Source organism: Methylobacterium nigriterrae (genome assembly GCF_037106235.1).
In the GTDB taxonomy this organism is placed as follows: domain Bacteria; phylum Pseudomonadota; class Alphaproteobacteria; order Rhizobiales; family Beijerinckiaceae; genus Methylobacterium; species Methylobacterium nigriterrae.
In genome coordinates this window covers 1-20,080 of record NZ_JBAWTG010000084.1, presented here as the reverse complement: position 1 = coordinate 20,080, position 20,080 = coordinate 1, and the positions used below count along the sequence as shown (strand labels likewise).

The 20,080-nt window shown below is 67.7% G+C and carries 19 protein-coding genes and 3 pseudogenes; 5 read left to right on the top strand and 17 right to left on the bottom strand.

What is annotated here, in order from left to right; translation table 11 throughout:
- Positions 1-115 (top strand): annotated as a pseudogene (locus WDW90_RS26685) (pyrroloquinoline-quinone synthase PqqC); the annotation flags it as partial.
- A 37-nt stretch (positions 116-152) separates the two neighbouring features.
- Here WDW90_RS26685 and fixJ read toward each other — a convergent pair.
- From fixJ to WDW90_RS26655, 6 genes and pseudogenes are all read right to left on the bottom strand, one after another.
- Complete coding sequence (fixJ, locus tag WDW90_RS26680) at positions 153-764, bottom strand: response regulator FixJ (RefSeq protein WP_336490538.1); 612 nt, start codon at positions 762-764, stop codon at positions 153-155.
- On the bottom strand, positions 754-2,292 hold the full coding sequence (locus tag WDW90_RS26675) for a PAS domain-containing sensor histidine kinase (protein WP_336490537.1): 1,539 nt from the start codon (positions 2,290-2,292) through the stop codon (positions 754-756). Before WDW90_RS26675 ends, fixJ begins: the two co-directional genes overlap by 11 nt.
- Before the next feature lie 138 nt (positions 2,293-2,430).
- Positions 2,431-3,783, bottom strand: a complete 1,353-nt coding sequence (hemN, locus tag WDW90_RS26670) for an oxygen-independent coproporphyrinogen III oxidase (RefSeq protein ID WP_336490540.1) — start codon at positions 3,781-3,783, stop codon at positions 2,431-2,433.
- Between the two features lie 267 nt (positions 3,784-4,050).
- Positions 4,051-4,743, bottom strand: a complete 693-nt coding sequence (locus WDW90_RS26665; protein WP_336490536.1) for an NnrU family protein — start codon at positions 4,741-4,743, stop codon at positions 4,051-4,053.
- A 106-nt stretch (positions 4,744-4,849) separates the two neighbouring features.
- A pseudogene (locus WDW90_RS41255) lies at positions 4,850-5,779 on the bottom strand (DUF8744 domain-containing protein); the annotation flags it as partial.
- Positions 5,780-6,145: 366 nt separating this feature from the next.
- The gene (locus tag WDW90_RS26655; protein WP_336490534.1) at positions 6,146-6,538 is read right to left on the bottom strand and encodes a metal-sulfur cluster assembly factor; all 393 of its coding nucleotides are present in this window, start codon (positions 6,536-6,538) and stop codon (positions 6,146-6,148) included.
- Between the two features lie 166 nt (positions 6,539-6,704).
- On the opposite strand from WDW90_RS26655, the gene WDW90_RS26650 reads away from it, so the two are divergent.
- Positions 6,705-7,883, top strand: a complete 1,179-nt coding sequence (locus WDW90_RS26650; protein ID WP_336490533.1) for an NnrS family protein — start codon at positions 6,705-6,707, stop codon at positions 7,881-7,883.
- 112 nt (positions 7,884-7,995) lie between these two features.
- Positions 7,996-8,211, top strand: a complete 216-nt coding sequence (locus tag WDW90_RS26645; RefSeq protein ID WP_336490532.1) for a hypothetical protein — start codon at positions 7,996-7,998, stop codon at positions 8,209-8,211.
- Positions 8,212-8,271: 60 nt separating this feature from the next.
- Here the strand turns inward: WDW90_RS26645 and ccmE are convergent, their stop codons facing one another.
- The 10 genes from ccmE to ccoN form a co-directional block, all read right to left on the bottom strand.
- Positions 8,272-8,757, bottom strand: coding sequence for a cytochrome c maturation protein CcmE (gene ccmE / locus WDW90_RS26640; protein WP_336490531.1), 486 nt, complete (start codon positions 8,755-8,757; stop codon positions 8,272-8,274).
- Positions 8,758-9,016: 259 nt separating this feature from the next.
- Positions 9,017-10,282 carry an MFS transporter gene (locus tag WDW90_RS26635; RefSeq protein ID WP_336490539.1) on the bottom strand — a complete coding sequence of 422 codons (1,266 nt, stop codon included), beginning with the start codon at positions 10,280-10,282 and terminating at the stop codon, positions 9,017-9,019.
- 1 nt (position 10,283) lies between these two features.
- On the bottom strand, positions 10,284-10,421 hold the full coding sequence (gene ccoS / locus WDW90_RS26630; RefSeq protein ID WP_336490530.1) for a cbb3-type cytochrome oxidase assembly protein CcoS: 138 nt from the start codon (positions 10,419-10,421) through the stop codon (positions 10,284-10,286).
- Between the two features lie 9 nt (positions 10,422-10,430).
- Entirely contained in the window at positions 10,431-12,752 is a 2,322-nt protein-coding gene (locus tag WDW90_RS26625) for a heavy metal translocating P-type ATPase (protein ID WP_336490529.1), read from the bottom strand.
- A 15-nt stretch (positions 12,753-12,767) separates the two neighbouring features.
- A complete protein-coding gene (locus tag WDW90_RS26620) occupies positions 12,768-13,271 on the bottom strand; it encodes a FixH family protein (RefSeq protein ID WP_336490528.1) in 504 nt (167 codons plus the stop codon).
- Between the two features lie 2 nt (positions 13,272-13,273).
- A complete protein-coding gene (ccoG, locus tag WDW90_RS26615) occupies positions 13,274-14,794 on the bottom strand; it encodes a cytochrome c oxidase accessory protein CcoG (RefSeq protein ID WP_336490527.1) in 1,521 nt (506 codons plus the stop codon).
- 115 nt (positions 14,795-14,909) lie between these two features.
- Positions 14,910-15,791: a cytochrome-c oxidase, cbb3-type subunit III gene (gene ccoP / locus WDW90_RS26610; protein ID WP_336490526.1), complete on the bottom strand. Its 882-nt coding sequence runs from the start codon at positions 15,789-15,791 to the stop codon at positions 14,910-14,912.
- Between the two features lie 5 nt (positions 15,792-15,796).
- Positions 15,797-15,946 (bottom strand): cbb3-type cytochrome c oxidase subunit 3, encoded by a 150-nt coding sequence (locus tag WDW90_RS26605; protein ID WP_336490525.1) that lies wholly within the window; start codon positions 15,944-15,946, stop codon positions 15,797-15,799.
- A gap of 4 nt (positions 15,947-15,950) precedes the next feature.
- Positions 15,951-16,697: a cytochrome-c oxidase, cbb3-type subunit II gene (ccoO, locus tag WDW90_RS26600; protein WP_336490524.1), complete on the bottom strand. Its 747-nt coding sequence runs from the start codon at positions 16,695-16,697 to the stop codon at positions 15,951-15,953.
- A gap of 73 nt (positions 16,698-16,770) precedes the next feature.
- The gene (ccoN, locus tag WDW90_RS26595; RefSeq protein WP_431311128.1) at positions 16,771-18,414 is read right to left on the bottom strand and encodes a cytochrome-c oxidase, cbb3-type subunit I; all 1,644 of its coding nucleotides are present in this window, start codon (positions 18,412-18,414) and stop codon (positions 16,771-16,773) included.
- Between the two features lie 252 nt (positions 18,415-18,666).
- Between ccoN and WDW90_RS26590 the strand changes: the two genes are divergently transcribed.
- Positions 18,667-19,170 (top strand): hypothetical protein, encoded by a 504-nt coding sequence (locus tag WDW90_RS26590; RefSeq protein ID WP_336490522.1) that lies wholly within the window; start codon positions 18,667-18,669, stop codon positions 19,168-19,170.
- Positions 19,171-19,536: 366 nt separating this feature from the next.
- A complete protein-coding gene (locus WDW90_RS26585) occupies positions 19,537-19,677 on the top strand; it encodes a hypothetical protein (RefSeq protein ID WP_336490521.1) in 141 nt (46 codons plus the stop codon).
- 254 nt (positions 19,678-19,931) lie between these two features.
- Here WDW90_RS26585 and WDW90_RS26580 read toward each other — a convergent pair.
- Positions 19,932-20,080, bottom strand: a pseudogene (locus WDW90_RS26580) (5-aminolevulinate synthase); the annotation flags it as partial.

Here is a 20,080-nt window from a genome sequence, read left to right as displayed (position 1 = left end):
CTTCAAGTGCAATGTCCTCTGGACGCAGCTCGACGCGCTCTACTTCGCCTACGTGGCGCCGGGCATGATCCCGCCGGACGCCTGGACCCCCGGCATCGGCCTGAGGGCGAATTGAACCGCCCTCCCTCGGCAGCCGCGTCCGCAAACGACGATCAGCGCACGCGCGCCGCCAGCAAGGCCATGCGCACGAGTTCCGAGAGGCTTCCGGCCTGCATCTTGGCCATGACGTTGGCGCGGTAGATCTCCACCGTCCGCGGGCTGATGGCGAGGTCGAGGGCGATCACTTTGTTGGCCTTACCGGCCACGAGCCCCTCCAGCACCTGTCGCTCGCGTTCCGAGAGCGCGGCGAGGCGGGCGTTGACGGCGCTCACCTGCCCGTCTAGCTCGGCGCACCGCTCGATCCGGCGGATCGCCGAGCGAACCGCGGTGAGGAAAACCTCGTCGTCGAACGGCTTCTCGATAAAGTCGACTGCGCCTTCCTTCATGGCCTCGACGGCCAGGGGGACGTCCGCATGCCCGGTCATCACGATGACGGGCGGCGCGCTTCCCCGTTCCCTGAGGCGGCGCAGGAACGCGATACCGTCGAGGCCGGGCATGCGAACATCCGTCACGATACAGCCCGCCGCGTCAGTGACCGTGTCGAGGAAGGCGGTCGCAGATTCGTGCACCCGCACCGGCAGCCCGTCCGTGGCGAGCAGGAAGGCAAGCGACTGCCGGACCGCCAGGTCGTCGTCCACCACGTGCACGATGGCCTCACTCGACATCGCTCATCTCCCTCGTATCGACCGCCCGCAAGGTGAAGTGAAAGCTAGTCCCACCGTTCGGTCCGACCGCGACCCAGATCTTGCCGCCATGGGCCTCGACGATGGTGCGGCAGATCGAGAGGCCCACGCCCATGCCGTGCGGCTTCGTAGTCACGAACGGGTGGAAGAGTCTGGCCGCGATCTCAGGTGCGATGCCGGTGCCAGTATCCGACACGCGAATCTCGACGAGGGCCTCCGGCTGCATCGCCCGCGTTGCGACGATGAGCTCGCGGCGCGGCGCCTCGTGCATGGCCTCGATGGCGTTGCGGATCAGGTTCAGCAGCACCTGCTGTACCTGGATTCGGTCGGCGAGCACGAGCGGGGCATCGGGATCGAAGGCGAAGCCGACGCGGACGCCCTTCTCCTTGGCCCCGACGAGGGCCAGGGCGCTGGCCTCCTCGATCAGCTTGGGTAGGCTCTCGATATGGCGCTCGCTCTCGCCGCGGGACACGAACTCGCGCAGATGCCGGATGACCTGGCCTGCACGCAAGGCCTGGTCGGCCGCTTGGCTGACCGCCTCCGATAGCATCGTTACCTCGGGCCCCTCCATGCGGGCGAGGAGCCGGCGGCATCCCCTGAGATAGCTGGCGATGGCGGTGAGCGGCTGGTTGATCTCGTGGGCGAGCGTCGAGGCCATCTCCCCGAGCGCGGTGAAGCGGGACATATGCACGAGTTCGGATTGCAGCTCTTGCAAGCGCGTCTCGGTCTTCTGGCGCTCGGTCAGATCCCGGATGAAGCCCGTGAAGTAGCGCACGCCGCCGGACCGCATCTCGCCCACTGACAGTTCCATCGGGAAGGTCGAGCCGTCCTTGCGCTGCCCGACCACGACGCGGCCGATCCCAATGATGCGCCGCTCGCCCGTCTTGAGATAGCGCGCCATGTAGCCGTCGTGCTGGCTGCGGTAGGGCTCCGGCATCAGCATGCTAACGTTGCTGCCGACGATCTCTGCGGCCTCATAGCCAAACTGGCGCACCGCCGTGGTGCTGAAGGACTGGATACAGGCCTCCTCGTCGATGACGACCATCGCGTCGGGCACGGTCTCTAGGATGGAGCGCAGGTGCGCCTCGCTCGTGCGCAGCGCCTCCTCAGCCACGATGCGCTCGGAAATGCCCCAGATAGCCTTAGTATAGCCAACGACCTCGCCGCCTGCGTCCCGCATCGGGACGATCAGGACCTTGGCGCGGTAGGGTGTGCCATCGGCCCCGATCCGGATGCCGTCTTCCTCGTAGCGACCGGTTTCGCGCGCGATGGCGAGGATCCGCTCTGGCTTGCCGGCTTCGAGATCGGGCGACGGGTGGAAGATTGAGTGATGTCGCCCGAGGACACCGCCCTCATGCCACCGGCTGACGTGTTCCGGCCCCGGGTACCAACTCGTGACCTGTCCCTCGCGATCGAGGGTGGCGAGTGCCACCTCCGTGGCGACGGCGAGCAAATGCTCGCGCTGATTAGGAGCGGAGCCCGTGTCCTCTGCAGGCGTTGTCTGATTCAAACGTTCCTCCGACCCGCCAATCTGGGCTGTCTTGAGGATAAGCCAGCAAGCGAGGCTCCACCAAACCGCCGGTGACGGCTGTGGCACCGAATGTCGGACGGCTCCATCGCGGTTGCTCGGGGAGCGAAGCGCGATGGGTCAGACGGCCCGGCTGTGGGTGCGGCCGGAGGTGCCGAGATAGGCGTCGAACGCCGCGGCGACGCTCCGGACGAGGATCCGCGCCTCATCCGGGATGCTCACGACCTCCCCCTCGATCCGGACGAGACCGTCCGCCTCGAGGATCTGCAGCCGGGGCAGCGAAGTCAGGAAGTCCCCCGGGCTCCGGCCGTGTTCCCGACAGACTTGCCCGACGTCGACCGCGAAGTCGCACATCACCTGCTCGATCAGGTCGGCCCGGAGCCGATCGTCGGACGAGAGGGCGTATCCCTTGATAGCGGGCAGCTCGCCGCGGCCGATCTTCTCGGCGTAGGACCGGATCGCCGTCTCGTTCTGCACGTAGCCCTGGGGAAGCCGTCCGATGGCTGATGCGCCGAAGCCGAGAAGCACGTCGCTCGGATCGGTCGTATAGCCCTGGAAGTTCCGGTGCAGCGTTCCTTCTGCCAGGGCGCGCGCCATTGCATCGTCGGGACGGGCGTAATGGTCAAGCCCAATCTGAATGTAGCCTGCATCGAGCAGTACGGCGGCGATGGCATCTGCCTGGAGCTGCCGTGCCGGACCGTCCGGAAGAGCGGCCTCGTCGATCTTTCGCTGATGCTTCTTAAAGGTAGGCACGTGCGCGTATCCGAAAACCGCGAAGCGATCGGGGCGCATCTCCAGGCAGAGCCGGACAGTGTCGATGCAGGACGCGACCGTCTGGTGCGGCAGGCCATAGATCAAATCGAGGTTGATGCCGGCAACACCTGCGGCTCGCAGGCTGCGAACAGAATCCGCCGTCCGCTCGAAACTCTGCTCCCGCCGGATCGCCCGTTGGACGAATGGATCGAAGCTCTGGACGCCTAGGCTTGCGCGGGAGACGCCCGACGAGCCGATTGCTGCGATCATCTCAGGCAACAAGGTGCGGGGATCAATCTCGACAGCGATCTCGGCATCCGGGGATATAGGGAAGCGGGACCGCAGGAGGGCGACAAGATCCCCGAAAGCTTCAGGCGCCATGATGGTGGGCGTGCCCCCACCGAAATGGATGTGACGCACCAAGGGCGCGTGTTCGAGCCGGGCGGAGACGAGGTCGACTTCCCGGCGCAGCGCCGACAGGTAGCCATCGATGGGGGCGTCGTGCCGCGTGATGGTCGTGTGGCAGCCGCAGTACCAGCACATTGAGCGGCAGAACGGCACATGCAGGTAAAGCGAAGCGCTGGCGTCGGCGGTCAGTGCGGCCAGCCACCTGCCGTATGTGTCCGCCTGCACCTCCGGGGTGAAGTGCGGACTCGCGGGGTAGCTCGTGTAGCGCGGTAAGCGCTCGTCGCCGTACCGAGCCCTCGGATCGTCCCTCATGCAAACTCCTCTTCGACAGCGTTGCGTATCGCGCCCGCACCGCCCCGGCGACGGCACAGCGCTAGAGCTCCGGCGGCTGCCATGCCTTGATGTGTCTCAATCGTGCCCGGCCCCGGCTGTGCCGCGCCGTGAATTGCCTTGTCCGCGGCCCTCAGAGGCGGGTCGGGCCGACCGGTCGCGCCTTCACTGTGGCCGTCGAGATTGGCCTCCGGCCAAACCATGAAACCGCGTCTGTCGCGGCGCGGGAGGTCTCGTCCGTAGGATGAGTCAACCGAACGCGCCGAGCGCAGCGAGCGGGTCGGGGCCGATCAAGAGGACGTGACCCTGCAACAGGAACCAGGCGTAGAGGGTTAGGGCCAGCGCCGCCGGTAAGATCAGCGGCCGAGCGGATCCGATTCGCGCACGCCCTGAGAGCTGAGCCGCGAACGGAACCGTCGAGGTCGGCCGGCTCAGCATTCGCCAGCGCTCCGGCCCTAATCGGCGGCGCGCCTTCGCGTCGAGCAGGGCAAAGCCGAGCAGTGCGAACGCTGCCATCCCGCCGAACAGGATCACGGACACCAAGTCTCCATTCGGCGGGATGTGGGCCGCGGCCCAAATCAGGAAGCCCCAGAGCAGCGGGTGGCGGGTGACCGAGACGATGGGACCGGGCTCCGAACCGCCGCGAATGGATATCGAGAGCGGGTTGGGCGCGAGAAGACCGGCCACTCCGAAGAAAAGGGCGACCGGCATCAGTCCCAATATTACGTGCCATTGCCAGGCCGCGGGCTGCCAAAGCACGATGGTATCGGCACGGAGAGCCGCGATGACGAGCCAGGCGAGCAGGCCGAGCGACAGGAGCGAGTACAGGACGAGGTAGGGGCGGAGGCCGATCCACGCCACCAGCCGGTCGCGTACTGCCGGAGCCGCTGGGATCGAGTGGGCCGCAAGGAACACGGCCAGGGCGGCGGCGAACTCGCTCATGCGGTTGCTCCTCCTCCGGCAGCCCGACGGCGTCCTTGCATAAGATAGTCATGGACACGGCAAAGCCGATGATGGCGAGGCTTGTGACGATCCCACTCCATTGCCGGCCGACCTCCGCGCCGAGAAGGTCGGCCCCGACGCGCAGGACGACGGAGGCGTGCAGGGCGGCAAGGGGCGCGTAGAGCACGGGGGCGTATCGCACGCGCAGCGACACGACGGCGGGCAGGATGATGAGGGCGTGCCCGAAGACCATCGACAGCACGAACCCGAGCAGCACAGCGTGCAGGGCCATGTCGTATCCGTATGCGGCGGTGCCTGGCGGACACGCGAAGAGAAGCAGACCGGCGGCCCCGAGCCAGGCATAGCCTGCGAGCATGCAGACGGCCATGAAGCGGGCTTGGCCTCTGGCACGGACGGTGCGCGTCGCGATGTCGTGTCGGGCCAGCCAGGCCGCGAGCGCGAGCAGACCCGCTCCGGCCAGCCGCGCTCCCCATTCGGTGGCCAGCCCCGACGCGGCACCGGCCAGAAACGAGCCTGTGGCGAGAAGATAGAGGAGCAAGCCCTCGCGCCTGCGCGGCATGAGACGGCTGAGCTCCAGGCGCTCTCCGGCGATGGTCAGGACCAGGAAGGCGAGCCACCATCCTACGAGACCCGGTACGGGGCGCCCCGAAGCCCAGAGCGTACTTCCGGCCAGCCATGCGACCGCGCCGGCCGCCAGCGAAGCCGTGAAGGCCACCGGTTGTTGGCGAACAGCAACAAGTGAGCCCGCCACCAGTGCGACCGCCGCCAGGACGTAGGCCCAAGCTCCCACGGCGACTGGCAGGCCCACGAGCAGCAGCACGGAGCCGAGGCTCGACAGGAGGGGCGCCGCGTAGGGCCAGCGCCGGCCGGAAGCGACGGCACGCTCCAGACCAATCAGGGTGCCGAACACGCCGGAGACGAGCAACGGGCCGTGGAGTTCGGCCAGTGCGGCACCCTCCGGCAGCGTCCAGCCGAGGCGGGACAGGCCGGTTCCGATGCCGGCCAGCAAAGCCATCGCCGCGCATGCGAGCAACGGCAGGCGCGGTATCGCGACTGGCCAACCGGGCCATGCGCGCAGAACGATCATCGGGTGCGAGGTGTCGGCACACGGACTCAGCCGATGCGCGTGGCGCGAACCCGCATGCTGAACAGGTCTCAGGGACCATCTGGTGTGGGCCATACCACGTTCCTTGCTTGACCGGCTCCCTGGGGCGACCGGATCCACCATCGCCTACCGTGCCCGCCTCGTCGGCGACCACCGGCTGTCCGCGCGAGATGTGCCAGGCGTCGATTCGGACTAAGTGTCCGACACACGGCAGCCCGTTCGAATCCCGCCATCTGCGAAGGTGTCTCCAGGCCTCTGCCTTCTTCACAGGCCCGGTCAGGACTCAGCCCGGGGCGAGCGACCGAGGAGTTCCAGCCCGCGTGGGGTGATGCGGTCGGGCGTCCAGATCGGGTTCCAGACAAGCCTGACCTGGAGGCTTGGGCAGTCGACGAAGCGCCGCGTGAGGCAGGTGCGGGCGTCCTCCACAATCAGGCCGCCAAGCGGACAGGTCCGGGCCGTCAGGGTGAGGTCGACTTCGATCCGTTCGGGCGTGCGCACGGCCCGGTAGACGAGCCCAAGGTGGACCACGCTGATGCCGACCTCCGGGTCGAGGACGTCCTCAAGGCAATTCAGCACCTCGGGATTGACCTCCGCCCGGAGAGCGGGCGCGTCGTCGCGGTCCGGCTCGGGCGCGTGGCGAGTCGCGCGGCCTCTCAACCAAGACAGCATCGTCGGCCCCCCATCTGCACGCCTTGGTGCGCAGGATGCGAACTCCCTCTGCCCCTACCTTGATTTGGATCAACGGGATCGGGCCGGCGGGGTGCTATTCGCTCGGCGTCCGGGGCGGATGCCCTGTCAGGCAGAAGCTACCCGTGGTTTCATTGAGGTAACGAGGATGGCTCCGACTCCCCGGCTTCGGCCCTACGAAGGGCCACCGCTCTTGTCCTACGGTTTCCGGCCGTTCTTCCTGCTCGGCTCGCTCTATGCCGGCTTGGCGGTGGTGGTCTGGCTGCCGATGTTCACCGGCGAATTCGCCCTGCCTACGGCCTTCGCCGCGCGCGACTGGCACATCCACGAGATGCTCTACGGCTTTGTCAGCGCCGTCGTGGCCGGTTTCCTGCTGACCGCTATCCCGAACTGGACCGGGCGGCTGCCCCTGCAGGGCGCGCCCCTCCTGACCCTGGTGCTGGCTTGGCTGACGGGGCGCATCGCGGTGGCCGGCTCAGCCGGGATCGGCTGGTTACCGGCTGCCCTCCTTGACCTGTCGTTCCTTCTGCTCCTGACCGCCGCGGTGACCCGCGAGATCCTGGCGGGACGCAACTGGCGCAACCTGAAGGTACTGGCTGTTCTCGCAACCCTCTTTGCCGGAAACGCCCTTTTCCATGCCGAGGCCCATCTACGAGGCGCGGCGGAGTACGGCACTCGGATCGGCATTGCCGCTACCCTCGTGCTGGTGATGCTGATCGGGGGCCGCATCATCCCGAGCTTCACCCGCAATTGGCTGGCGCGTGCGAACCCGGGGCGCATGCCCATGCCCTTCGACACCTTTGACAAGGCCGCGGTGGTCGGGGCCGTCGCTGCCCTGACCGCCTGGGTCGTCGTGCCGGAGAGCACAGCGACCGGCGCGGCTTTAATTGCCGCGGGCTTCGTCCAGGGCCTGCGCCTGGCTCGTTGGGCGGGGGACCGGATCTGGCGCGACCGCCTCGTGCTGATCCTGCACGTGGCCTACGGCTTTGTGCCGCTCGGCTTCGTCCTCGTCGGCCTGTCGGCGCTGGGCCTGTTGCCGGCGGCAGCCGGCGTCCATGCCTGGACAGGCGGCGCCATCGGCGCGATGACGCTCGCCGTCATGTCGCGGGCGAGCCTCGGGCACACCGGGCGGCCGCTCGCCGCCACGCCGGCCCTGCAGGCCGTGTACGTCCTCGTGACCGCCTCGGTCCTCGCGCGGGTCTGCGGCGCGCTCCATCCGGCTTGGTCCGCCGCCCTTCTGCCGCTCGCCGGCGCGCTGTGGGCGGCGGCGTTCTTTGGCTTCGTGGGCGCCTATTGGCGGGCGCTGACGGGACCGAAGCTCGGCTGAGACGCCAGTTCGCCTTGATCCAGCGCAAGGCATTGCGGCGGTGCTGGGGGCACGAACGTGGCCGCGACTTTTTTCGGGTGGCCCCACCGGCCATCCGTGCCGCATAGGGAGGATGACGGTGCCGGAGGTGGTTGAGGTCGAAACTGGCGCGTTCGCCATCATGGAAGACGGCCTCTGGCTGCCGGGCCTCTATCAGACACCCCATGCGGCCGAGCGCGCGGCCGGCTTGCGGGAAGAGGTTCTTTCGCGACTGCAAGCCCGGAAGAACGAAGACGCAGGCGGCCGCGGCATCATCACGGCCGAGGACCTCGACGCGGTCGTGGCATGAGGCTACCTGCGGCCGCCAAGTCGTACGTAGGGGAAGCCCTGGGCCCTCGCTCCCCAAACCTCAATGCGGGCCCTGCGACCCCGACGGGGCGCTTGCTTCCGCCCTGCTCCGACCACCGTGCCAATGCCTCTGAGCCTTGAGCGCGTCGGCGACCTCGCGGGGCATGTAGGATTCGTCGTGCTTGGCCAGCACGCTGTCGGCCCGGAAGACGCCGCCGGGCCCGAGCGTGCCCTCCGTCACCACGCCCTGTCCCTCGCGGAACAGGTCCGGCAGGAGGCCCTGGTAGGTCACCTGAACGGTGGCGTTGGTATCGGTGACGGCGAACTCCACCCGCTGGTTAGCACCGCGCTGCACCGATCCGTCCTTGACGAGGCCGCCGAGGCGGAAGCGCGTGCCCGGCGCCACGCCCTGCTGGACCACCTCGGTGGGCGAGCGGAAGAACACGATCGAGCCGCTCATCGCGGACAGGATCAGCCCGACCGCGACCGCCAGCACGGCGCCGCAGCAGGCAATCAGGATCAGGCGGCGGCTCTTGCGGTAGGTCATAGTTGCGGTCGGATGGAGAGGCCGTGAAGGTGTACGGAGAACGGAGCGGAACTGCCGGGACCGCCCTTCGCTTTGCGGCAGCCGGCATTTGCCAAGCGTGCTCCACGCGGATTCCATGACGTTCGTGTCGGAAACGGCGCTCCCGCAGGACCGGCTGCCTGCGACCGCTCCTTCGTACCGGCCCAGCGAGGATCAACCTTGATCTGAATCAAGGGAGCCGGGGTCCGCCGACGCTGGCATGCCGAGTGCTGTGGCTCAGTCAGCTTCGGCGGCCGCCATCGCCGACGCTGAGGATTGGTGTGGCCGCCGCCGCGACGAGGCACAGGGCTCCCGCGGCGAGGAGGGCCGGCAGGTAGCTCGACAGCCCGTCCTTACTCAGGCCGGTGCCGTAGGCAGCTGCCGCGGCAGCGAACTGATGCCCGGCAGAGATCCAGCCGAGGACGAGGTTGGCGCGTGCAACTCCGAAGCGAGCGATGACGATCTTCACCATCGGTGGAACAGTCGCGACCCAGTCCAGTCCGTAGAAGATCCCGAACAGGGATAGCTCCAGCAGAGAAGCTTCGGTGAACGCTAGGCACGCCAGAGAGAGGCCGCGCAGTGCGAAGAACCAGAACAGCAGCCAGCCGCTGTCGAAGCGGTCGGACAGCCAGCCTGCGGCCAGCGAGCCGAGGATGGTGAGCGGTCCCATCAGAGCGAGAACGTTCGCGGATCCGAGGGGAGACAGGCCAGCGTCCGCGCAGAATGGCACAAAGTGCGTCTGTACAAGTCCGCTGGTGCTGGTGCCGCAGATCGCGAAGGTGCCGAGCAGAACCCAGAACACGCCCGAGCCCGCCGCCTCCCGCAGCGCCCCGAGCAACTCCTCGACCGGTGCGGCCAGCCCAGCGCGATTCGGCCGTCCGGCGGCTCCGTGCATCGTATTATCCGGATGGTCAGGCACCAGCGCGAACACGGCGGCGCCCGACAGAGCGATCAGCCCGGTTAGGGTCAGGACGGTGCTCCGCCACCCGGCCACCTCCGCGAGTGCGGAGAGCGCCGGCGAGGCCAGAAAGGGGCCGGCGGACGCGCTTGCCGCCAGCACGCCGACGACAAGGCCGCGACGCTGCGAGAACCAGCGGGCCGCGACCGTCGCCCCGAGCACGAGCGTCGTCATTCCGGCACCAATGCCGACCAGCACGCCCCACAACAGAACGAGGTGCCAGACCTGTGTCATGGCGAGGGAGATCAGGAGCCCCGCTCCGACGAGCAGAAGGGCGGATAGTAGGAAGCGCTTCAGGCCGAGGGTGTTCAGGAGGGGTGCGGCCAGGAGGCCCACCATTCCAAGGAGGGCCATCCGGACGGAGAGCGCCGAGGAGATCGATGTGGTGCTCCAGCCGAACTCGCGGCTCAAGGGTAATATGAGGACACTGGGCGAACCGACTGCCGCAGCAGTCGACAGCATCGCTAGGAACGTCGCTCCTGCAACGGCCCAAGGCTGCGGCTGGCATCGCTCTTCCGCACCCTCGCCGTTCCGGGCCGACCAGACGATTTCAGTCATCGGCCAGTACGCGGAATTCCGCCCCTTCGATGTCATCGTATTGGCCGGAATTCAGGGCCCAGATGAAGGCACAGAGGCCGAGGCCACCAAGCATGAGGGCGATGGGAATGACCAGAAGAAGCATGTTCATGGTTCGTACTCATGTGTTAGGAGTTTCGAGCGGCGTCGGTGCTCGCCGGAATGCGGCAGCCGCAACATCGGTCTGCCGGTTCCGGCCGAAGCGCGCCCGCAAAGCGTTCAGCGTGACGATGAGTGAGGAGCCCGACATTGCGAGCGCCGCAATCAGCGGCGTCAGGAGGCCGGCGGCCGCGAGCGGCACGGCGACGACGTTGTAGGCGCCCGAGAACCACATGTTCTGGAGCATCAGGCGCTTGGACTTCCGCCCCGCCGCGAGCACGGAGAGGACCGGAGCGAGATCCCGCCCGAGAAAGAGTGCATCGGCGGCGGCTTGGCTGGCATGGGCGGCGGTGACCGGCGAGAGCGAGGCATGGGCTGCAGCCAGCGCCGGCGCATCGTTGAGCCCGTCGCCGACCATCAGGACCTTCCGGCCCGCCCGGCGAAGATCCTCGATGCGGGCGATCTTGTCCCGCGGAGTTAGGGCCGACTCCCAATCGCTCACCCCGAGGCGGCGCGCGACCGCCTCGACGGCCTGCGTCCGGTCGCCAGACAGGATGACGACCTGCTGACCTATGTCCCGCAAGGCCGCGACCACCTGACCCGCATCCGGGCGTAGGGCCTGGCGGACCGGAAAGGCGACCGGCGCTGCATCGCCCGCACGGAAGCAGATGGTCGACGCCTCCGGTTCGTCGATGATCGCCGCGGCGGCCTCGGTCCCGGCGTCGCAGAAGCCTGCGGAGCCGAGGCGGAGTTCCACACCATCGACGACGGCGCGCACGCCGAGGCCGGCCGCCTCCTGGGCGCCCGGGAACGGCTCGGCGGCGCCATGTGCCCGGACGAGGGCCTGTGCCATCGGGTGTCGGCTGGACACTGCGAGGCGCGCGGCCTTCTCGAGGATTTCTGGGGCGTAGGCACCGCTGCACAGCGTCGGGATCGGCAGGGTTAGGGTGCCTGTCTTGTCGAACACGACCGTGTTGATCTCCGCGAACCGCTCGAGGGCCGTGCCGTCGTTGAGCAGCACGCCCTCGCGGAACAGGGCGCCTGCCGCCACGACCTGCACGGCGGGAATCGCCAGTCCGAGAGCGCAGGGGCAAGTGATGATCAGGACGGCGACGGCATCGAGGAGAGCAGGGTGCCACCCGGCTCCCGCCGCGAGCCATCCGACGAGCGTCAGGGCGGCGGCGGCATGGACCAGGGGAATGTAGAGTCGCGTGGCCTTGTCGGCCAGAACGAGGGCCCGCGACCGGGCCTCCAGCGCGCGCCTCATCAGGGCCTCGACCTCGTCGAGCAGCGTCGCGCCGGCCGCGGCGGACGTACGAACGGTGAGTGCTCCGCTCCCGTTTAGCGCCCCCGCGAAGACCCTGTCGCCCGGACGGATGGAGACGGCCGCGGTTTCGCCGGTCACGAGGCTTTGGTCGAGGTCGGAGGCGCCGTGCTCAACGATCCCATCGACCGGCACCCGCTCGCCAGGGCGGACCAGCACGCGTGCGCCGGGCGCAAGATCGGCAAGCGGCACGTCACGTAGACTGCCGTCCGTGCCGGCGAGCGTCGCCGTCTCACGCCGCAGGGTCGCGAGGTTCTCGGCGAACGCGCGGGTACGGCGGCGCATCGTCTGATCGAGGGCCCGGCCGATTAGGAGAAAGAACAGCAGCATGATCGCGCCGTCGAAATAAGCGTGCGCTGCTCCGGAAAGGGTCTCGACGACCGACATGACCAGCGTCAGCACCACTCCAAGGGTGATCGGGAAGTCCATCGACACCCGACCGGCGCGCAGGCCCTTAAACGCACCCTCGTAGAACGGCCGCCCGGCGTATGCCGCTGCCGGCAGGGCGATCACGGCCTGGATCCAGTGGAACAGGTCCCGATTCTCTGGGATCATGTCGGAGACGTTGCCGGCCCAGACGGAGATGGCCAGCAGCATCACGTTCATCGAGGCGAAGCCGACCACGCCGAGCGCGCGGACGAGGCGCTTCGATTCGGCGACCTCCGTGTCCGAGGAACAGCCAGGATCGAAGGGCTGGGCCTCGAATCCTAGCGCCTCGAGCGCCTGCAGAACGGCGCCGACGTTGGCCTCGGCGCCCGGCGCCCAGGTCACCGAGAGGCGCCGATCGGAGAAGTTCAGGCGCGCCTTCGCGATCCCGGGCAGGACGCCGAGCCCGCGCTCGATGGCGGTCATGCAACTCGCGCAGCGCACGCCTTCGACGGCGAGCTCGACGCGTGCCGTGCCGTCCGGGCTTCGGGACACGAAGGCCGCGTGGTCCCGCGCAAGCGAGGGCTTGGTATTGGCCTCGCTCCAAGAGGCGTGGGCCTCGACGTAGGCGAGAGCCATGTCGGTGCAGCACATCGGATCGCTCTCCGTTCAGTCCAGCACGACACGGCGCCTGCGCCGGAACTCGGCCCCGTCCTCGCCGAGCACCTCGACGACGAGGTCCCACTGACCTCTCGCCACATTGTGGGCTTGGCCGGCGTATGCGCCGGTGTCAGTCTCGGCGAGCGCGAGCGCGATGTCCGCCCGCTTGTCGGTCGGCCGTTCGAGCCGGGCCTGCAGCGTCTTGCCCGTGAGCGGAGTTCCGTCGCGGTCCCGCAGAGCAACGTTCACGACGACACTCGCCTCGCCTCTGCGAACGGCGCTGCTCTCCAGGATCCAGCCGCGAGCGGCCTGCGCCCGAGCAAGTTGCAGTTCCACGTTGTAGCGTTGGCTCGCCTGGTAGGGCGAACGTTCCTCTAGACCGGACCAGGTCCGCACGGCCGAGGTGACGAGAATTGCGTCGGCGCTGGCGATCGTGCCGAAGAATGCGACGAACATCGCCAGGACCTTGCGACCGGTCAGGCGCGGAGCGGAAAGCGATGCAGATGTGGTCATGTTTAGGGCGCCTTGAAGTGATCCTGCGCCTGGGCGCTTTCGCCCGTCGCTGGTTCAGTGATGCGGAAGGTGAGCGCCGAGGTCGATGCGGGGTGCACGCCCGCAGGCGCGAAGACGAGGACGCGGAACTCCTGCGTGGCATCTGACGGGACGGGCAGATCATCCGGCGTGCCGCCCACGACCTCGACGCGAGCGTCCGGGAGCCCATCCACGGAAAGCACCAAGTGACGTTCGATGGGCCGCTTATTGATCAGCCGCAGCGTGTAGCCGTTGCGGATCGCCCCGTTGGACAGAGTCACGAACAGCGGGTTGCGGTCGTGCAGGACACTCAGGGACGTGAAGCTGCGGGTGGCAAGGCTGTAGAGCATGCCGCAGCCGACCGCGCCGACGAGGATTCCATACAGGATCGTCCGAGGCCGCAAGATCCGGCTGACGGGTGGTTTACCCGCCGCCCGGTTCCGGCAGTTCGCCTCGGTGTCGTACCCGATCAGGCCGGTCGGTCGCCCGAGCTTGCCCATGACCGTGTCGCAGGCGTCCACGCAGAGGCCGCACTGAATGCAGTCCATCTGCAGGCCGTCGCGGATGTCGATGCCGGCCGGGCAGGCCGCGACGCAGGCGTAGCAATCGACGCAGTCGCCCGCAGGCAGACCGGCAGCCCGCAACTGGGCGGCCTGCTTGGCCGAGACCCGCGGCTCGCCGCGGTCGCCGCGATAGAGGATGTTGAGCGAGTGCTCGTCGGTGAGCGAGCCCTGGATCCGAGGCCAGGGGCACATGTAGGTGCAGACCTGCTCGCGCATGTGGCCAGCAAGCAGGTACGTGGTGGCCGTCAAAGTCAGGATGGCGATGTAGGCGACCGGAGGCGCCTGGAAGGTCGCTAGATTTCCGACGAGCGTCGGCGCGTCCGCGAAGTAGAGAACCCACGCGCCGCCCGTCCACCACGCGATCATGAGCCAGATCGCATGCTTCATGGTGCGCAGTGCCACTTTCTCGACCGACCAGGGGGCGGCATCGAGCTTGAGGCGCTCGCGCCTGTCACCCTCGATCAGACGCTCCACTGCGAGGAACAGGTCGGTCCATACCGTCTGGGGGCAGAGGTAGCCACACCAGACGCGACCCGCGACCGCGTTCATCAGGAAGAGGACGAGGGCCGCCAGGATCAGGAGGCCCATGACGTAGGTGACGTCCTGCGGCCAGAGTTCGATAGAGATGAAGTAAAAACGGCCTCTGTCGAGATCGAGCAGCACCGCCTGGGAAGGCTCACCCGGACCCCGGTTCCAGCGCAGGAACGGCACGAGGTAGTAGATGCCGAGCGTGACGGCGAGCAGCGCCCATTTGATGGTCCGGAAGGTTCCGCGCACCGCCTGCGGCTGGACTTTCTTCCGCGCGGCGTAGAGGGCTCCGTTCACTTCCGGTACGGCCGCCCGCTTCGCCGTCGCCCCGAACTTCTTGGCGCGGGCGGTCCCGGACGAGCCGGGCTGAGGCTTGATCGCGGGTCTCTTTTCGGCAGGTTCAGCGAGCGGCATTGGCGTCATTCCGTCCGGAAGATCGGCTCCGATGCCGTCTAGGTTGGTGACCCGACGGCTGCCTTGATCTCGCTCAATCGAGCCTCTGGCAGCCGTCAAGTTTGCGCCCCAGTCTCTATTTTCCGCCGCCGAGGCCGTGGACGTACACGGCGAGCGACTTGATGGTCGCGGCGTCGAGCCGGCCCTCCCAGGCCGGCATCACGCCCTTGCGCCCGTTGCTCACGGTCGCGACTACCTGCTGCGGCGACGAGCCGTAGAGCCAGATCGGATCCGTGAGGTTCGGCGCGCCCATCTCCGGGTTGCCCTTGGCACCCTCGCCATGGCAGGCGACGCAGTTCCCAGCGAAAACCTCCGCACCCTTCTCTAGGCTCGCCCCAGGCACGCCCGGTTTGCCCGAGAGCGAGAGCACGTAGCTGGCCACCGCCTCGACCTCGGCCCGCTGCAGGACGCCGTCGCGGCCGAAGGCAGGCATGTCGCCGAGCCTCGCCTCGCCGTGCCCGGAGCGTGCACCAAAGCGGATCGTGCGTTCGATCTCCTCGGGCGTGCCGCCCCAAAGCCAGTCGTCGTCCTGCAAGTTCGGGTAGCCCACCCGCCCGGTCGCCGAGCTGCCGTGGCAGGCGGCACAGTTGTCGCCGAAGGCGGCCTTGCCGGTGGCCAGCGCGAGCCGCAGGAGGGCCGGGTCCGCACGGATCTCCGCCACGGAGGCGCTCGCGAGCTGCGCCTGGCCGCGCGCATCGCGTTCCCGCCGGACCGCCTCGACCTCCGCCAGCACGGTCTCGCGTTGCGAGTAGCCGAGGACGCCCGCGGTGTAGCCTCTCACGAGCGGCCACGCGGGGTAGGCGATCCAGTAGCCGAAGGCCCAGACAATGGTCGCGTAGAGACCGTACAGCCACCAGCGCGGCAGCGGGTTGTTGTACTCGGCGATGCCGTCCCACTCGTGACCCGTTGTAATGGGGGCCCCGGGCGGCGAATGGCCCGGATGTGCGTTGTTGGCCACAGCTGTCAGTCCTCGTTCAAGGGAAGATGGGCGGCGGCTTCGAACCGGCTCCGGTTGCGCGGCCAGAAGGCGTATAGCGCCACTGCGGTGAAGATGCCGACGAAATAGAGAAGCCCGCTCGTCTGCGCGAATCCAGCGGCTGTTTCGTAGGTCACGGCCTCACCTCAGGTTCTTCTTATCTTCGTAGAGTTTGAAATCGACCATCGTGCCGAGCACCTGTAAGTAGGCTATGAGCGCATCGATCTCGGCGGCCTTCTTGCCATCGCCTCCGAAGTCGCGGACGGCCGCCCCAGGATAGCGGCGCTGTAGGTCGGCGGCGCCGGATCCGTCGGGATCGAGTTGCGCCTTCAGGTCGGTTTTCGCGGAGGCGATCATCTCGTCGCTGTAGGGTACACCGACGGCGCGGTTGGCCTTGAGGTCCTCGGCGATGGCGTCGGCATCCAGGGGACGCTCCAGGAAAGCATAGGCCGGCATGATCGAGGCCGGCACGACGGAACGCGGATCCTTCAGGTGCTCGCGGTGCCAAACGTCCGAATACTTGCCGCCGACGCGGGCGAGGTCCGGTCCGGTCCGCTTCGACCCCCACTGGAACGGGTGGTCGTACATGCTCTCGGCGGCGAGCGAGAAGTGCCCATAGCGCTCAATCTCGTCGCGCATCGGCCGGATCATCTGGCTGTGGCAGAGGTAGCAACCCTCGCGGACGTAAATGTTGCGCCCGGCAAGTTCCAAGGGCGTGTAGGGGCGGACCCCCTCGACATTCTCGACGGTGCTCTTCAGGTAGAACAACGGCGTGATCTCGACGAGGCCGCCGATGGCCACAACAACGAGGGCGCCGATGAGCAGGATGATTGAGTTCTTCTCGAAGATCTCGTGCCTCTTCCAGAGGCCGGGCTGGGCGGTGGCCATGATGGTTCGTCCGTGATGGGGATGGAGACAGGGGCGTTTCGGGAGCCGCTGTGAAGGGCGGCTCCCGCAAGGGTCACTCGGCCGGGACCAGGGCCGGCTCGGCGCCGGGGACCGACAGTGGCTCGTGCTCCCAGGCGGTCCTGCCCGCGATGGTCATGGCGAGGTTGCAGGCCATGATCAGTCCGCCGATCAGGAACAGCACTCCGCCGAGCGCCCGGACCAGGTAGTAGGGCTGCATCGCCTCGACCGTCTCGACGAAGGAGTATTCGAGGAAGCCGAGCGTATTGTAGGCGCGCCACATCAGGCCCTGCATGATCCCGGCGACCCACATCGAGGAGATGTACAGCACGATGCCGAGGGTCGAGACCCAGAAGTGCCACTCGACGAGCTTCAGGGAATAGAGCTCGCGCCGGTTCCACAGCCAGGGCACGAGGCAATACAGGGCACCGAAGGAGATGTAGGCGACCCAGCCCAGCGCACCGGAATGTACGTGGCCGATGGTCCAGTCGGTGTAGTGCGAGAGCGAGTTGACGGCCTTGATGGACATCATCGGGCCCTCGAAGGTCGCCATACCGTAGAAGGCGAGCGACACCACCATGAAGCGCAGGACGGGGTCGGTACGGAGCTTGTCCCAGGCGCCCGACAGGGTCATCAGGCCGTTGATCATGCCGCCCCAGGAGGGCATCCACAGCATGATCGAGAAGGTCATGCCGAGCGTCTGGGCCCAGTCCGGCAGGGCGGTGTAGTGCAGGTGGTGGGGGCCTGCCCAGATGTACATGAAGATCAGGGCCCAGAAATGGATGATCGACAGCCGGTACGAGTAGATCGGCCGCTCCGCTCGCTTGGGGACGAAGTAGTACATGATCGCTAGGAAGCCGGCGGTGAGGAAGAAGCCCACCGCGTTGTGGCCGTACCACCACTGGATCAGGGCATCCTGCACGCCCGCGAACATGGGATAGGATTTCGAGCCGAAGACCGAGATCGGCACCGCCAGGTTGTTGACGATGTGAAGCATCGCGATGGTCACGATGAAGGCTAGATAGAACCAGTTCGCGACAAAGATGTGCGGTTCCTTGCGCTTCCAAAGGGTGGCGAGGAAGATTAGCAGGTAGACGACCCAGACGAGGGTCAGCCAGAGGTCAGCGTACCATTCGGGCTCGGCGTATTCTTTCGACTGGGTCACGCCGAGCAGGTAGCCGGTGCCCGCAATGACGATGAAGAAGTTGTAGCCGAGCACGACGAACCAGGGGGCAAGATCGCCCGCGAGCCGGACCCGGCATGTGCGCTGGACGACGTACAGGGAGGTGCCGATCAGGACATTGCCGCCGAAGGCGAAGATGACCGCCGAGGTATGCAGCGGTCGCAGGCGCCCGAAGCTGGTGTACTCCAGTCCGAGGTTGAGGGACGGCGCCCAAAGCTGGAAGGCGATGATGCAGCCGACCAGGAAGCCCGCGATACCCCAGCCCATGGCGGCGATGGCCGTGAACTTGATGGGACCGAGGTTATAGTTCGGCTTGCCCGCGATCACCTGGGGAGGCAGTTCCTGTCCGCGATGCTCATAGCGCCAGAGGATGGCGGCGATGGCGGCGATGGCGGCGAGTGCGCCGAGACCCGTATGGAAGCCGAAGGCCGGATCGAGCGCGTGCGTGGAGGCGACTGCGCATAGGATCGCGCCGGCGAGCAGGGCGAGGCCGAGGCCCGCCTCTCCTTCCGTCATATATTTGGATGCAGGTATCGCGGCCATGGCTTCGTCGATTCGCCTCGCGCAGGAACGGGTGCCATCGCGCTTAAAATCGGGGCTCTGGTTGAGCCTTGATTTGAATCAAACGGCGCCGTCCGGTGACGGGGCGACCCGGCGCGGACGGGTTCCCGGGGCGACGGTCTGCGCGGGATTTGCGCTGGATCAAGGACCCGGACCGCGGCGCGCGGGAGACCTCGCCCGGAAGCTCTTGCCGGGGGACATATCGGGATGGAACATCTGTATTCGGCAGCTCCCCTTGAGACGGCCAACGCCGACTATGCCTTCCCCCTGATGAGCCTGCGGCATCCCGGGCTGTCGCTACGGGACTGGCGGGCGGTGGTTCGGCGCCTCAGCCGGGCGCCGCGCGACCGCGCCGGTCTGATGATGGTCCGGAACGCCCGCGACTGCGTCCTGGCCGTCTTCGCCTACCGGACTAGCGAACCCCTTGTCGGCGGGCTCATGCTGCGCGTCACCGACGTCATCATGGGACGGCTTCCGGGAGACGCCTTGCCGAATGCCATCGCGGCCTGTGTCGAGGAACTCGCGCGCGACCTCGGCCACGCATGCATTGCTATCGAGATCGCCGATGATGCCCTGTCCGCTGGAGAAGCCGGCATCCTCGCTCGAGCGGGCTTCGCGTGCGGCGGGCGCGTGCTGGTGCGGACCGCACCTGCGGAGCCGGCCCGCCATCTTCCGGACGGACGGCAAGTCCCAACCGCCGGCGTATCATGACGATGCGCGCCCGCCTCGCACGTCCGCCAAGCCGATCCGGGGTTTGGCCGGTGCGCCACCATTCGCCGCGCGCCACTCGCCCGACACGTATCCAGCGTTCAGCGATTGGCGGGGGTCGGTCCGGGTCAACTCGCAGTGGGACGATCGCGGTAGAACGCCAGGCAGGCGTCGCGGTGCCGGACAAGGCGGCACCGGCGGCGCTCCTTCGGCCTCGTCGCGCGGCGGTCGTCCCACCGATGCCGAGAAGCCGCGGGCGAGCGTCGCGCGGCAATTGCCCCGCCCCGGCGATCCATCCGACCCGGAGTTTCTCGCCCTTTCGCAAGGTGGGCTGCGCGGGATGTCCTCGGCCGCTCACGGGAGGGAGCGATGGATTCCTCTTCGATCGCAGCGATTCCTGTCGACGATCGCGTTCGTTTCGATGGCGGCGGCTTCGGTTTTCGCCCGCTCGAGTCGATGCTTCTCTCCGGCACCCGGACCTCGATCCTCATTGGTCATCGTAGCATCTGAGGCGTGCTGCCGCTGGTGCTCGTTGGGCCGGCTGTGACGAGCGGATTGCCCCGGCTCGGACGCCCCCCTGGGCCCAATCCGGCCTCGGCCGCGCCGACTCCTGACGACTGCCGGTCCTGAGCAGGCGCGACCAAAGTCGGCGGGCCGACACGATCAGGACCGGGGCGGTCAGCCGAGCTTCTGCAGGCGTGCCATGATGGCCCTCGGTCTCTTGATGAGCAACCGGGCGGGCGGCCGGTGACGCGCCGAGCAGATTACGCGGCGGCCGCGACGAAGGCACCGCCGCGACGCGGAATGTCCAAGATGTCCCAGGTCTCGGCCAGCGCTGCCGTGAGCTTGGCGATGCGGGCCTCGTCGTGGAAGGGCGAGGGCGTGATGCGCAGGCGCTCGGTGCCGCGCGGCA

Coding starts and splice junctions, on each gene's coding strand:
- ccoN (WP_431311128.1), bottom strand. CDS start 18,414: ATGACGGAAGGAGAGGCGGGCCTCGGCCTCGCCCTGCTCGCCGGCGCG.
- WDW90_RS26645 (WP_336490532.1), top strand. CDS start 7,996: ATGACGGTGCCGGAGGTGGTTGAGGTCGAAACTGGCGCGTTCGCCATC.
- ccoO (WP_336490524.1), bottom strand. CDS start 16,697: ATGGCCACCGCCCAGCCCGGCCTCTGGAAGAGGCACGAGATCTTCGAG.
- ccoS (WP_336490530.1), bottom strand. CDS start 10,421: ATGAACATGCTTCTTCTGGTCATTCCCATCGCCCTCATGCTTGGTGGC.
- WDW90_RS26620 (WP_336490528.1), bottom strand. CDS start 13,271: ATGACCACATCTGCATCGCTTTCCGCTCCGCGCCTGACCGGTCGCAAG.
- WDW90_RS26650 (WP_336490533.1), top strand. CDS start 6,705: ATGGCTCCGACTCCCCGGCTTCGGCCCTACGAAGGGCCACCGCTCTTG.
- ccmE (WP_336490531.1), bottom strand. CDS start 8,757: ATGACCTACCGCAAGAGCCGCCGCCTGATCCTGATTGCCTGCTGCGGC.
- WDW90_RS26625 (WP_336490529.1), bottom strand. CDS start 12,752: ATGTGCTGCACCGACATGGCTCTCGCCTACGTCGAGGCCCACGCCTCT.
- WDW90_RS26590 (WP_336490522.1), top strand. CDS start 18,667: ATGGAACATCTGTATTCGGCAGCTCCCCTTGAGACGGCCAACGCCGAC.
- hemN (WP_336490540.1), bottom strand. CDS start 3,783: ATGAGGGACGATCCGAGGGCTCGGTACGGCGACGAGCGCTTACCGCGC.
- fixJ (WP_336490538.1), bottom strand. CDS start 764: ATGTCGAGTGAGGCCATCGTGCACGTGGTGGACGACGACCTGGCGGTC.
- WDW90_RS26655 (WP_336490534.1), bottom strand. CDS start 6,538: ATGCTGTCTTGGTTGAGAGGCCGCGCGACTCGCCACGCGCCCGAGCCG.
- WDW90_RS26585 (WP_336490521.1), top strand. CDS start 19,537: ATGGATTCCTCTTCGATCGCAGCGATTCCTGTCGACGATCGCGTTCGT.
- WDW90_RS26665 (WP_336490536.1), bottom strand. CDS start 4,743: ATGAGCGAGTTCGCCGCCGCCCTGGCCGTGTTCCTTGCGGCCCACTCG.
- ccoG (WP_336490527.1), bottom strand. CDS start 14,794: ATGCCGCTCGCTGAACCTGCCGAAAAGAGACCCGCGATCAAGCCTCAG.